The organism is Streptomyces sp. TE5632 (assembly GCF_054061295.1).
Genome location: NZ_JBSSEA010000005.1, coordinates 13,893 through 26,832, shown reverse-complemented (window position 1 = coordinate 26,832; position 12,940 = coordinate 13,893). Strand labels below are relative to the sequence as shown.

Below are 12,940 nucleotides of genomic sequence, written 5' to 3'. Positions count from 1 at the left end.
GCGCCCACTGGCTGTAGCACCTGGGCCCCCAGCCTGACCCGCCCCGGGCTGACAAGCCCCAAACCCGTGGCAGGTTTGGGGCTTGTCAGCCCGGGGCGGGTCAGGCCGCCGTGAGCCCTGAGAAAAACGCTGCCGTTGCGGCGGTTGGCCTGCGACCATCAGGCACGGGTTCAACCAGGCGAGGAACGATGGCCAACTTTCGATTCGGCTCGAACGATTACAGCGTCAACCTTCGAGCGCAGCAGCACGCCAACCTCTTCCAGGGCTGGGACGTCCACCGACTCGCCTTGACCTTCGAGGTGACCGCCCACGGCGACTACACCGAGGACGCCCCGTTCCTCGTCTCCGGCCGTCTCTGGACACACGAGATGCCCAGCCCTGCGAGCTGGATCGGCGTCCTGCACTCCGTATCGGGGCCGATCGGGCTGAAGTCGTTCTCGACGATGCTCGCGCTTGAGACAACCGTGACAGACCAACAGCTGCGCGGCCTGGAGAAGATGCGGGCGGGCGCCGACTTGTCCCTGCGCGCCGAACTCACCCTGACCGCCCTGGCCGAAACGAAGCACTGGCCCGTCGCCTCCGACCAGGGGGTCATCCGCATCCCGCACGCGACGTGGAGCAACGCCCTCACCCAGCTCGATGCCGGCGCCTTCGTCGACGTCCTCATCCCGATCACCACCGTGGAGGCCCGGGCCACCGCCGCACGCCGCATCTGCGAGGCGAAGACGGCGATCCGCGACCAGCGCTACGAGCACGCCGTGACCCTCGCCCGCGCGGCCCTCGATCCCGTGCGCGAGGCCTGCAACACCCAGAAGGTCCACGACCAGGCGGTGAAGAAGAAGGCCTCGGAACGGAACCAAGAGGAGCGATGGGCGGTACTCATCCAGAGCGCCTTCGCTCTGTTCAGCGGTGCCCCGCACGATGACGCGGGCACCACCGAGCACTTTGCCTGGACCCGCGCCGACGCCGTTGCGGCGGTCGCCACCGCCGCTGGCCTGCTCGCCCGGCTGGAGGATCTGCCGTAGCGCGAGCGGCCGTATCGATGGTGCTTCGGAGGCCCGGTCCAGATGGTCTGGGCCTCCGTGCCAGCACAGTTCCTTCTGATCGCCAACGCGGAACGGAGGCCTCAGCGAGTGTGGAGCCAAATGCTGCTGTACGTCACGATGGCACCGCCGACGGCGGTTGCGGCACCGCGGATCAGGTAGAGGCCGGCCTCGTTGCGTACTCGCCGTGCTCGTGCGGCCCATCGGCTTGTTGAGGACAGGTTGGGGGGTTCCGGGGCTGAGCCGTTGCCCGTACGCTCGCCCTTGGACATGAGCTTCTCCTTCGTCGGGGATGTTCGGTCTTCTGCAGACGGCTCCCTGCCCACCAGGGGGCCGTCGCCGTTTCTGGCGACAGCCGTGCCGTTGTCCACCCCTTGAGACAAATCCCGAACCTCAGGGGTGAACGGCAACAACAAAAGCACCCCGAAAGGGCCTCTGACCAGCGAAAACATGGAGTTGTTGAAACGTGTTTCTGCGGGCTGCAACTGGTCTACGACCAGCTGATGTGAGGCCAGGTGAGGCGAAGAGCGGACTCAGCGAGGCCACACGGGATTACCTGGGCTCTCATGTGGCGTGATGCCGGGCGAACACGAGCTTTCCTGTGTCTAACTGCGCTTGAACGTGGCAGGGTTGACGGATGCCACGAATGCTGCGAATGCCCGGCAAGGATGTGCTGCCGCCTGGACCCAAGCGCGAGCTCGTTGCCGAGCTGTACGTCCACTACCGGGAGGCCGGACGGCCCCCGCTTCCGCAGATCGCGGCGGTCACCGGCACTATGCCCAACCCTCACAAGGTGAGCCGAGAAACCATCCGGCGTCTCCTCACCGGGACGACCACCAGCCAATGGGTGGTCGTCGATGCCCTTTTGCGTGCTCTGTGCCAGCTGCAGGACCGGGATCCCGATGGCCGGCGCTGGCCGGAGCCGGACGACCGCTGGGACGACGACGATCCGGCGACCTGCCGCGAGTACCTGCGTCGGCTGTGGAACAACGATATCGACGGCCTCGAGCCGGACGAAGTACCAGCAACTCCACCTGCCGCGCCGGTGCAGACCGCCTCGGGCTGGGGCACCCCGCCGGCCACGGTGCCCCCGGCCCGGCAGGCTTCCGGAGGGTGGGGTGGTTCTTCATCACCTCCGGCAGACGACCCCTGGGCCACCGGCCCGCTCCCCAAGGCACCCGCCCAGCCAGCTGCCTACAGCGACGAGCCTCCCTTCTGAGCTGGACTCTCCACTGCCAGGGTCGCGCTTCTCCGAGTGAAGAGGTCCTCGGTCTGGCGCCTCGGAAGACGCTCGAACAGCCGCAGCGGAGCACGCGGGGGTGTCGCCGTCGTGCCCGGAACCGTGGACGGCCGCGTTCCCGGGCACGACGGCAGTCACATGCCGAGGATGCGGCGTACGGCATCGGCCGGGTCTACGCCCAGCACGTGGGCGTAGACGAGCACGCCCAGGACGAGCGCGGTGACGGCGCCGGCCTTGTTCGCGAAGCCTTTGACGAACTCCTCGCCCGACAGCTTCACCAGCTTCCAGGCGATGGCCCGCGTGCGGGCGGCGATGATGCGTAGACGCTGGGCGAGACGGCGCCGCCGGTTCGGGCGTGTGGGTGCGGCGGCTTGGTGGTCGGGGGAGGGCCGGCACTCGCGGTACGTACGACCGGGACGATGCGGAGGGCGGCTCCGGTGACTGTTTTGCGGGAGAGCCGCCGCAAGACCGACACGGTCGACGTGGTGATCCACGAGGCCACGACGCCAGGGGCCGATGACCGGCTGCGGCTGTTCACCGGCGCCAGCGCCGTCCGAAGTGCCTGACGCCGTCCGTCAAGCGGCACTCGGACGAACTTCCCTTCCCCCCGAAGGGGAAGTGCCCCTGGCGGCGCCCCGCCTCGTCGCGCATCACGTGAAGCGGGTGATCCGGCGGAGGAGGGACGGCGGTGTGAGGCCGCGCTGGACGGCCAGGAGGTACGCGGCCGGGTTCTGCGCCTTCAAGGCTTTGGTCTGCTGAATGTGCGTGTGGCGAAGGCTCGTGAAGGTCAAGGCCGCACCCACCGCGCCGCCGAGCAGTGGGTGGCCGGCGAGGGCGCCGGCTCCGCCGACTGCGGCGGCCAGCGCGGGGATCTCGAACTTCACGTTGACGGCGCTGTAGGCGGTGCTGATTCCCTGTCCCCTCATGGCCGCCCGCAGTGCTCGCAAGGGAGCTTCGAAGCGCTGTTCCACCGCCATGTGCAAATAGCGTTCGCGCGCCTCGGGCAGCGTCGTCCCGGCCAGTTCCTGCTTCAGCAGGTCCACCGTCTCCGACACTGTGCTGGTGAACGCGGCGAACTCTTCACGGTGGTCCTTGCGCAACTTGACGATCTTCTCGACCGGTACGTCCGTGAGATCGGCCGGGACGGCGATGCGGATGGCCAGCAGACCGACGATATCGGCGGAAGGGACGGGCGGAAGGGGCAAGGTGGGAGGCGCGGGTGTGCGGAGGAGGACTTCGGCGATGCGGTCGGCGTCCCAGCCGTTTGACGCGAGGTGGGCGTCGGGCTGGTCGGTCGTGGGCGTGTACCGGCCTTGGACGGCGAGCGCTTCGACGAACGCGCACTTGTAGACCCAGGCGAGCGCGGCGTTCATGGTGACCCATCGCCCTTCCATGAGTGACCGCCTTGCCCGGAGACCGGGAGCACGACGCCCGTCAGCGGCGAGACCGGTGGCAAACAGCACCTCCCGTAGCTCAGGGGTGAACTCCTCCCAGTAGGCGGCCGCCGCCCCAGCCCGATAGGGGCGCATGGAGCGGCTGTTGCCGGACGAGGATCCGAGCGAACGCGGGGACGCGGGATCGAAGGGCGCCGCCGTACGGTTGTATCCCTCTTCCCACGACTCCGACACGCCGTATCCCGCAGTGCGTAATGCGTCCGCGTAACGGTCGAGCAGGTCCAGGAACATGGGTGCCACCTGCTGCGCCGCGGAGGTTGGACCCACGTTCGTGACGAAGCCGATCTCCTGGGCGAGGACACGGGCGGTCCTGGAATCGGACAGCCGGTAATCCTCGGGGACGACTCGCGCCAGTTCCCGCCAGTAGAGCGCTGCGGTCTTCAGCCAGCCCTCATCCCGGAAATGGATGTATGGGTAGTACAGCCCGACGTGTGGTAGCAAGGCGTTCCCCTCCCCGATGGCAGCCCGTACGGCGGCCGCGCCCGGGCCACCGTAATGCGCAATGATCCTGCGCTGCCAGAACTGCCGAACGGAAGGCGCCCGTCGCTCAGCGAGACGGGCAGATGTTCCCCTCCCCTTGAGGGCGGCTGCTGTCTCCTCCGGTGGCAACAGGCACAGGTACGAGAAGGCCGGCGTGTTTCCGCGAGCGTCCAGCCACCCGCGTACCGCGGGAGTCCCCATGCACACGAGATCATCAACGGCGACGGAGCCGCGCCGAGCGGTATGGACGCATCATCGAGCAGGAATAGACAGGTGTCGTCGTTCACCTTCCCCTCCATCTCAATGAGGGCCGATCAACGCCGTGTTGTCCCACAGCATCCGGATCACCGCCGACGGCCCGGACGTGTTCTATAACCAGCCCATGCCGATAGCGGAGGGCTGCTCTACCCGTTTCGGTGTCAGCGTCGCGGCTCACGAGCGCTGGTTGTCGAACCATGCCCTGAGCCGGAGCCACCATGCCCCCACATGCGTCGATGCCGAGCCGACCTCGGCGTGGGGCCGTTCGCGCGCATCCACGTTATACAGACCTGCCGCCCGCGAGTGGCCCGGCATTGCGCCGGGCGGGCGGTAGCCGGACATCTGGTTAGCGTCTGTGACGGCACCCCTCGGGCCCCGGACACCATCCCCCAGGTCATCGGATCGACAGGGGGCAACAGTCATGCCGGGCCCGGAGGCCAGCGGCCCTCTTGCAGGACCGCAAAGAAGATAACGGGCCACCGAGGTGGTGGTGGACGGTCGCCTGACGTCTTCTACGAATGCACGTCAATACGCGCCGAACGACCAGAAGACGCCCACCTCGTCGTCGGCCACTGCGATCAGGCCCAGGTCCTCGAAGAGGTCGAGGCCGTTGAGGTACTCGCGGGTGTGGAAACGATGGGACTCGGTGCCCTCGAGTCCCGCTGCGAGGAAGTCCAGGGCCGGGTTGGAGGCGGCGGCCGTCGCGTTGGTCCAGTGGCGCGCGGTGGGCCCGTACCGGTCGAGCAGAGTCCGGGCATTCGCCAGCACGGCGTCCCGGTCCGGGCGGGAACGGACAGGGGCGGGTTCCGACTGCCACTGCTCAGCCATGACGGCGAGCGCGGCGACCGCCGCCTCCGCCTCCAGGGGATACAGACGTCTGGGCAGCTCTGAAGGGCCCGGGGGGTCGAAGGGGTAGGCGGGCACCGTGCGACGGGCGGTGTTGGCGCGATCCGGATCCAGCCGGAGCCAGCCCCGGGGGTCGGGAACCGACCGGTGCAGCACGGCGTGGACGTCGTGCGCCCAGTCCTCGTGCCGCCGGGGGCCGGTAGCCGCGAAGACGTACGTGTCGTTGAACAACCGCAGCGCCGCCGCGTTCCAGGGACAGCGACGGGAGCGGAACTCCTCCAGCAAATTGCCGACTTGCCGGACAAAGGCGTCCTTCGGTTCGCGGGGGATGTGCCGGAGCCGGTCGAGGGCCCAGTGCACGAGCTCGTCCTCTCCTTCCGCCGCGAGGCCGACCAGTGCCCGCGGGAGCGGGAGGCCGGTCCCGCCCCACAGTGCCTCCAGGTGCGCATCGAGCAGATCTAGGGTGGTCCGGTGGGTGGGAAGGAGCATCCCGCCACCATAGACGTCGTTTTCTTTGACGTGATCGTTCGTTGAACTGCATGGCCGGCCAGCGCCGGAGGGCAGGCACCCCGTGCCGGTCCACGAACTTGACCGTGCGGTATGAAAGGTCAGTCGAGCCAGTGCACCAGGCGCGCCGTGTCGTGCACGGCCAGAGCGCGTGCCTCGAGTCCGAGCGCGTAGTGTTTTGCCGCGTTGCTGCCGCGGTCCAGTAGCAGGGAGGACAGGGCGAGGAGTCGGGCGCTGCCCAGGCAGGCCACATCGAGGGCCAGGGCCAGCATCTCGGGGGAGATGTCGTGGGCCCTGAGAGTGCCGTCGACATGGCGGGCCATGTGCATGAGTCCGGTAGGGGTGCTGTGGGTGACCTGACTCAGCAGTGAGTACGCCACCGGCAGCCAGCCCGGCTCGGGGAAGGGCGCGCCCATGGCCAGGAGCAGCTCGTCGATCGGTGGCAAGGGCTGGCGCCCCTTGGATATGTCCTGCGGACCTTCGATCACGTTGTCAGGCAGCTGCAGCAGCCGCCTTGCGGCAGCGAGGGACACCCCGTTGCTGGCGAACAGATCGATGGTCTTCTTCCTCCGGGCCCGGAACTCGTCGAAGTAGCGGGTGGAGCGCTGCACATAGGCGTCGTCGTCCGCCTGCTCCTGAGCCAGCCAGGTGAAGCGGGCTGCTTCTTCCAGGAGCATGCGTGCGGCGAACACGGTGGTGACGGTGGCGTGTTGGTCGTAGGTGGCCATCACGGTGGCGAACGTGGAATGGGCGCCGGCGTAGGCGAGCACACCGGCCAGTTTGGGGTCGCCGTGCGCCCAGGGGCTGGTGTACCAGCTGTTGAGGAAGGCGTCGTATTCCTTCACTGCGGCGATGACCGGGCCGGCGTCGGCGATGTCCGGTAGCAGACTGCCGGGCGGCACAATGACCTCCGGGCGAAGCAGCGGCTGCCGCGCCCGGGAGCGGACCTTGGCCGACGCTGTTGGGGCGGGCTTGGGATCCCCCAGACCGTGTATCGCGCGCGCCGCGGAGACGACCTCCTGGGTCAGCCGCATCGTCGTGGTCAGGTATTCGGCCTGATCGACTTCCTCGGGCCAGCACTCCGGCACCGCCGCACACACGCCCAGGAGTGTCACGGTGACACCGACAGCTGCGACATGCATGAACAGCGCCTCGTGATCGGCACGCAGGTCATGGCCCGGGACACCGTCGGCCGTCACGCTGCTTTGCAGACCCAGCAAGTTGCCATGACCTGCATGTCCCAGAATGGTCACCGCACCACGCAACCCGGATACGGCCAGCATGCCGCGTGCCGCAGCCAGAAAGTCTTCGGGACGGCCGTCCGATCCGGCCGATGGAGCTGCAGCGGGGGAGGAGGCCAGGAACAGGTCCAACAGTTCCTGCTCATCCGGCAGGGACGGTGCCGACAGCCATGACAGCGAGCCTCCCGTCAGGTCGGTGATGCCGCTCAACGGCACGAACCACCGGGCAAGATTCGGGCAGCTGGCCTCGTGTTCCTCCAAGTAGCCGAGGATCCGGTTGCGTTCCTCCAGCATGCCGCCCAGCAACGCCGGCCGTCGCTCGGCCGGTGCCTGCCCGATCCACTGCCAGCGCAGGCCGTCGTCGAACAGGCTCCGGGCCAGAGCGCCTACCACCGTTCCCCCCATGCCCGAGCCGAGGAGCGAATCCGCGCACGCATAGCGCCACCGGGCAAAGGGCAACGCCGATTCGGCGAGGAACTGATCACCGGGCCCATCGAAATGGAACACCGTCGGCAGCACATCCAAGTGTGCCCGCAGCGCCCGAGTGGCTGCCCGCAGGTGAATGGTTGTCGCATCCGGCTCCCGGCCGTCTGGACGTTGGTCGTGCCCGTCCTCGATCAACTGCTCGCTCATCTGCCGCCTTCTCGACTCAAGTTGTGTCCCTATTGTGAAGGTGGACGGTATCTCCTTTGCGGGTAGGGGTGCCAGCACGCGCATTTCGACCGTCGGTTGTGCCGGTTATGCTCTTCCGCCCTGTCCCGTCCGTGCCATCCTCGACACCGCCCACGCGTGTCCGGGCGAAAAGGAGAAACCATGCGCTGGACCTGTGGGAAGGGGTACGTATGCGGCCTGCCCGGAGGCTCCGCAATGATGGCGCAGAGCAGGGCTCGCGCTTTGGTGGCCGGTGCGCCGCCTTGCTGGAGTGCCGGACGGGTCACCCTCGCTCCCGCCTTCACGATTTCTTCGCAAGCCGGCCAATGATCCTCCTGGCCCTGCAAGTGACATGTCAACGTCGCTGTCTCCGCCCCCACCGCCACCGGACTCCCCCCCCGGGGGCCCCAAGCCGGCAGTGCTATCGCCAACCGGACCGTTCCTCCTGAGGCGGTTGCAGTCAAAGCCACTGTCAGTGCCGGGAGTTAAGCTCCACGGCCATGACACCCGCACACCGACCTGCCGCCGGTCATCACGAGGTGAGACCGGCCAGAGGGACCAGCCTCAGGTTGGCCGCGCCGCAGGTGGCCGACGAATGGCATCCCATCCGCAACGGTGACCTCACACCGGACTCGGTCGCAGCAGGGTCGAGCCGAAAGGCATGGTGGCTCGGCTCGTGCGGCCACGAGTGGCAGGCCGTGGTCCACAGCCGGAGCGGCGGATGCGGATGCCCCTACTGCGGGAGCCGCAAAGTGGGATACGGCAACGACCTGACAGCGCAGTTCCCCGAGGTGGCCGGCGAATGGCATCCCACCCGAAACGGTGACGTGCAACCCGACCGGATCGCCCCCAAGTCAAACCGGAAGGTCTGGTGGCTGGGATCGTGCGGCCACGAGTGGGAGGCAGTCGTAGCGAACCGCACAGCCAGGCGCTCCGGATGCCCGTACTGCGCCAATCAGAAGGTCGGGTACGGCAACGACCTTGCCACCCGGCACCCGGAACTCGCGGCGCAGTGGCACCCCACCCGCAACAACGACCTGACACCGGACCAGATTCCCTACGGGGCACGGCGCAACGTCTGGTGGCGCTGCGCCAGCGGCCACGAATGGCGAGCCATGGTCTTCAAACGGTCCGCCGGAAGCTCGTGCGACCAGTGCAAGCTCACCGGTGTGTCTGAGGTGGAGCTGAGAGCGTTCGCCGAACTCAGCCACGTGCTCGCCGGCCACCTGAAGCCGCTGAGGCGTGATGCGCGTTTGAGTACGCCCCACAGGCAGCGCCTGCGGGTGGACATGATCTTCGGCGACATCGCAGTGGAGTACGACGGCTTCTACTGGCACAAGGACACGGACACACGCGACCGGGAGAAGACGCAGCGGCTGCAACGTGCCGGCTACAAAGTGATCAGGGTGCGCGAGCACCCGCTGCCTCTGACCGGCCCCAGCGACACCACGGCACCGAGAGCGGCCAAGCCCTTTCAGGTAGCAGCGGCGGTGCTGCAGAAAATGATCGACGAGGGCTTCCTCCCCGCGGCCGCCGCGAGAGAGGCGGCCGCGACGTACATCACCGACGGCCGACTCGTCGCCCAGGAAGAAGCAGATCGTGCCGTCAACGCATTGCGCGCGCGGGAGCACGGCCCCAGCTCCCTCGCTGCGCAATTCCCTCTCATCGCCGAGCAGTGGCATCCGCACCGAAACGGCGAGCTCACCCCGACGCAGGTCACTGCCCATTCAGGCAAAGAGGTGTGGTGGCTGTGCGCCGCCGGACATACATTCCGCGCCAAGATCGACCAGCGTGTCGGCAAGGGAACCGGATGCGGCTTCTGCTCCGGCCGCTACGCCACCGAGACCACCTCGCTCGCGGCACGAAGACCGGAGCTTGCCGCGCAGTGGCATCCAACGCTCAACGGGACCCTCCAGCCCACGCACGTCACGCCGCACACCCGGCGCGTGGTGTGGTGGCTGTGCGCGCAGGGACATGCTGCCGAAGACAGCGTGAACAACCGGAGCAAAGGCATGGTCTGCCAGCACTGCCCCCAGTCACGCAGAAGCCGGAGCGCCCACTGAAGGCACGAGCTTGCCCTCAAGCCGGCGGAGATGAATGCGATCAAGATGGAGCGGTCTGGCCACGCTCCGCCGTGGTCAGCGGCTGCGCTGGCACGTAGACCTGCGCCAAGACCTGAAAGCGCTGCGGGGTATCAGACAGCCGGCAACCACGTCGACTCGTGCACGGGTGAACCGCCAGGCCTGCCACCCGGTTGGACCGTGCCGCTCGGTCGGGCTCACGATGATGAACAGTCATGCCGCGGCCCAGACCGTACTTGAAGCGGCGAGGCGTTCGCCGGATCAGTGATCTTCTTCCACCATCGACCGATGACAGGCGTCGGCCCACGGCCGTTGCAGCGCAGAGACCTCGTTGTCAGTGTCTGCTTCTACGCTGATGGAGGGACAGCGACCGGGGAGGCGCGATGGCGGACAAGACGGTGGACATGCAGGGGCTGTGGCCGCAGCTTCTGGAAGTGGTCAAGAAACGTCGGCGCTTCACCTGGATCCTGCTGGACCAGAACGCGAGCGTGCGCTCCTACGACGGCGCTACACTCACCCTGGCCTGGATCAACCAGGGCGCCGTGGACAACTTCCTCAGTTCGGGCTCTCCCAGCATCCTCGAAGAGGCGCTCGAGGAGCTCCTCGGTCGGCCGTCGGCCGTCAAGTCCGTCGTTGAGGGCAAGCCCGGCTCGCTCACCCGCCTGACACCGGCAAACCCGGCGCCGCAAGTCCAGGTTTCCGTCGCCGTCACGGCCCCCGAGCCGTCGCCTCAGACGGCCGAGCGGGCGACGGACACCTTGCACCGCGTCCTGGGGCAGACTGCGTTCCTCATGCACGAGCAAGGCCACAGCCAGGCCGCCGCCCTGCTGACAGATGTCGAAGACGTCGAACTCGTGCCCGGCAACCGATTCGGGGACTGGGAGGACGCCGTCCTCATCGTTCCGCCCTATCTCGTCCCCCGCTTCACCGCCGAGGTCACCGCCGCCATCCAGCCGGTCCTTACCCATGTGGCTGGACGTCATGGCCTGGAGATCAATGGCGTTACCGCCGCGCCTGCTCTTCCCGAGATCGGTGACGACTGGCGGCAGGTCCTGCAGGAAAGACTGACCAAAGGAACGGCGTCCAACCAGGGGTCCCGGACCCGCGCCAGAGGCGTCGCCCCCACTCTTAGCAAGGAAGGCTTCGTCTTCGACTCCAGGGAAGAGATGCTCGTCTATGAGGCATTGAAGAGAGCACAAGCGGAACTCCCGCCGGACTCCACCATCTCCATCTTCCCCCTGCCGATGGGACGCGTCGGCGTCGGCAACGCCTGGACCCCGGACTTCCTCATCACCATGGCGGGCAGGGTGGGAATCATCGAGGTCGACGGCCCCCACCACCAGAAGCGGTTCGCCGCGGACGCCACACGCGACCGCCAGTGGCGCAACAGCGGAATCGTGCACATCGAGCGCATCCTGGTTGAGGAAACCAGCGCCGACGCCGATCTCGACGCCCTCGTGAAGCAGTTCCTCACACGGCTGAGCGTGTTTCGCTGACACAGCCGGGCAAGCCGGCCGACCTCCCCCATCGCATAAAGGCTACCGTCACGCCGAACACGGCCCTATGCGTCGAGCCTTCCACGAGGCGAGGGGTCGCCAGGGAGGACCAAGAGTGCAACGCCGGCTGCGTTCCCCATCGGACTGCTGCTACACGTGAGCGAGGCGGGCTGGTCCGGCCGGCCCGACACCTCTCACGCGCATACGGCACGGAAGCGCACGTCGCGCCGGTCGGCCACGACTTACCAGGCGTCGGTGCCGCAGGGGCGAACGCAGCACCGGATCGGCCCTGCGGCACGAGGCGCTGTTCGGCGAAGTGAGGCGGCACCGGACGGCCCATTGCCAGCTGCGTGCCTGCTGGGAGACCGCCCAGGCACACCAGTCTTGTGTCCAGCCTCGTCCGCCTAATCGAAAAGCGAGTCCTGCACAGGGGCGGCGTTGCGGGGGCGGGGGAGTGGCCGGCGCTGGTCCTCAGGGGGCGGCGGCTCGCCCTCCGTGCCGTTGGTGAGAGCGTGCCGGCAGGCCGCCCGCAGAGTGGGCAGGTCAAGCCGAGCGCCCAGCAGGCCGAGGAAGTCGGGCACGCTCCAGTCGATGAGCGCGCCCTGGCGTGAGAGGTACAGGCTCACCTTCTCGATGGCGTACTGGTTGCTGTAGTCGAGCAGGAGGTAGCCGGCGAGCTGGTAGACCTCTGCGCGGCCCAGGCGCTCGGGGCGGACAGTTGCCTTGCAGTCGATGAGTGCGCCATCGAGGATGAAGTCGGCGTCTGCGCCACCGACATGCAGGCTGCCGTCGAAGACAGGCCCGCAGATCCGCTGGTCAGCGGGAAGGCGTTGCAGGCGGGCGAAGGGGCCGGGGCTGGACGCTAGTGCCATCTGCGCGCGGATGTCGTCGACGACATAGTCGGGCACGGCTGCCACCAGGTCGTCCAGGTCTGCTCCGGGCTTGCACAGGCCCAGACTGTTGCCGCGTACCCATCCCACACATCGAAAGATGGCTTCGAAGCTGGAAGCGATGTGGCACAGCCGGATGAGCCTGTCCTCGGCCGCTGGCTCAAGGGTCAGCGGCTGCCCCGCGGCGTCTTCATACCCATCCAGCTCTTCCAGCAGCACCGTGCCGGCGGCCTGCACGGTGCTGATGACGTCCGGGCTGGGCCAGCCGTCGTCGTCCAGGACGGCGCGACGGACGCCTTCCTTGATCGGCTGACCGGTGGGCGCTCCCAGGCTGATGCGCAGCCGGTGGTCGATCGTGTGGCCGAGCATCCGCCAATCCGGACGCCGCCCCGCCCCTGCAGCGGGGACAACGGGTGCAGCGCGGCGGCGCACCCGCTGCCGGTAGTCGGCTGACACATCCTCGTGCTGGGGGAGATGCTCCAAGAGGAACCGGGACATCGCAGAAGTGGGGTCCTTGAGGGACGAGGTGAGGCTCATGCGCGCATCGTGTCGGACAGGTCTGACAGCGGGACTCAGCGGAAACGTTTCTCATTTCTCCGGCGCGCTCGGATTCAGCCGCCGCGTTCTTTTGGTCACAGCGAGGGGCATGCGAGCCGACCGGCGACCCTGCGCCGGTAAAGGCACAGCTGTCCGCACACGCACGACGAGAATCAGTCAACTAAATTTCATTACTCAGGAGTTCGTGTGCCTGCG

Annotated in this window: 10 protein-coding genes and 1 pseudogene; 6 read left to right on the top strand and 5 right to left on the bottom strand. The window is 67.7% G+C overall.

Annotated features, from left to right (window positions below):
• Window positions 1–188: 188 nt before the first annotated feature.
• Window positions 189–1,025, top strand: coding sequence for a hypothetical protein (locus ACVW19_RS34425; protein WP_457465034.1), 837 nt, complete (start codon window positions 189–191; stop codon window positions 1,023–1,025).
• 664 nt (window positions 1,026–1,689) lie between these two features.
• On the top strand, window positions 1,690–2,262 hold the full coding sequence (locus ACVW19_RS34420; protein WP_457465032.1) for a hypothetical protein: 573 nt from the start codon (window positions 1,690–1,692) through the stop codon (window positions 2,260–2,262).
• Between the two features lie 155 nt (window positions 2,263–2,417).
• On the opposite strand, the gene ACVW19_RS34415 is transcribed toward ACVW19_RS34420, so the two are convergent.
• The gene (locus tag ACVW19_RS34415; protein ID WP_457465031.1) at window positions 2,418–2,561 is read right to left on the bottom strand and encodes a hypothetical protein; all 144 of its coding nucleotides are present in this window, start codon (window positions 2,559–2,561) and stop codon (window positions 2,418–2,420) included.
• A 159-nt stretch (window positions 2,562–2,720) separates the two neighbouring features.
• On the opposite strand from ACVW19_RS34415, the gene ACVW19_RS34410 reads away from it, so the two are divergent.
• A complete protein-coding gene (locus tag ACVW19_RS34410) occupies window positions 2,721–2,849 on the top strand; it encodes a hypothetical protein (RefSeq protein WP_457465029.1) in 129 nt (42 codons plus the stop codon).
• An 84-nt stretch (window positions 2,850–2,933) separates the two neighbouring features.
• Here the strand turns inward: ACVW19_RS34410 and ACVW19_RS34405 are convergent, their stop codons facing one another.
• The 3 genes from ACVW19_RS34405 to ACVW19_RS34395 all read right to left on the bottom strand — a co-directional run bounded on the left by ACVW19_RS34405 (window position 2,934) and on the right by ACVW19_RS34395 (window position 7,702).
• Window positions 2,934–4,178, bottom strand: a complete 1,245-nt coding sequence (locus ACVW19_RS34405; RefSeq protein WP_457465027.1) for a DUF6236 family protein — start codon at window positions 4,176–4,178, stop codon at window positions 2,934–2,936.
• A gap of 822 nt (window positions 4,179–5,000) precedes the next feature.
• Window positions 5,001–5,810: a hypothetical protein gene (locus ACVW19_RS34400; RefSeq protein ID WP_457465025.1), complete on the bottom strand. Its 810-nt coding sequence runs from the start codon at window positions 5,808–5,810 to the stop codon at window positions 5,001–5,003.
• A gap of 119 nt (window positions 5,811–5,929) precedes the next feature.
• Complete coding sequence (locus ACVW19_RS34395) at window positions 5,930–7,702, bottom strand: hypothetical protein (protein WP_457465023.1); 1,773 nt, start codon at window positions 7,700–7,702, stop codon at window positions 5,930–5,932.
• Window positions 7,703–8,220: 518 nt separating this feature from the next.
• Between ACVW19_RS34395 and ACVW19_RS34390 the strand changes: the two are divergent.
• From ACVW19_RS34390 to ACVW19_RS34380, 3 genes and pseudogenes are all read left to right on the top strand, one after another.
• A pseudogene (locus ACVW19_RS34390) lies at window positions 8,221–8,454 on the top strand (zinc-ribbon domain-containing protein); the annotation flags it as partial.
• Window positions 8,455–8,472: 18 nt separating this feature from the next.
• Window positions 8,473–9,783, top strand: coding sequence for a zinc-ribbon domain-containing protein (locus ACVW19_RS34385; RefSeq protein WP_457465075.1), 1,311 nt, complete (start codon window positions 8,473–8,475; stop codon window positions 9,781–9,783).
• Between the two features lie 401 nt (window positions 9,784–10,184).
• Window positions 10,185–11,297, top strand: a complete 1,113-nt coding sequence (locus ACVW19_RS34380; RefSeq protein WP_457465021.1) for a hypothetical protein — start codon at window positions 10,185–10,187, stop codon at window positions 11,295–11,297.
• Between the two features lie 404 nt (window positions 11,298–11,701).
• On the opposite strand, the gene ACVW19_RS34375 is transcribed toward ACVW19_RS34380, so the two are convergent.
• Entirely contained in the window at window positions 11,702–12,724 is a 1,023-nt protein-coding gene (locus ACVW19_RS34375) for a hypothetical protein (RefSeq protein WP_457465019.1), read from the bottom strand.
• Window positions 12,725–12,940: the final 216 nt, after the last annotated feature.

What these genes read in the sequence shown, in the direction of transcription:
- ACVW19_RS34395 (WP_457465023.1), bottom strand. Translation starts at nt 7,702, where the DNA reads ATGAGCGAGCAGTTGATCGAGGACGGGCACGACCAACGTCCAGACGGC.
- ACVW19_RS34425 (WP_457465034.1), top strand. Translation starts at nt 189, where the DNA reads ATGGCCAACTTTCGATTCGGCTCGAACGATTACAGCGTCAACCTTCGA.
- ACVW19_RS34420 (WP_457465032.1), top strand. Translation starts at nt 1,690, where the DNA reads ATGCTGCGAATGCCCGGCAAGGATGTGCTGCCGCCTGGACCCAAGCGC.
- ACVW19_RS34400 (WP_457465025.1), bottom strand. Translation starts at nt 5,810, where the DNA reads ATGCTCCTTCCCACCCACCGGACCACCCTAGATCTGCTCGATGCGCAC.
- ACVW19_RS34375 (WP_457465019.1), bottom strand. Translation starts at nt 12,724, where the DNA reads ATGAGCCTCACCTCGTCCCTCAAGGACCCCACTTCTGCGATGTCCCGG.
- ACVW19_RS34380 (WP_457465021.1), top strand. Translation starts at nt 10,185, where the DNA reads ATGGCGGACAAGACGGTGGACATGCAGGGGCTGTGGCCGCAGCTTCTG.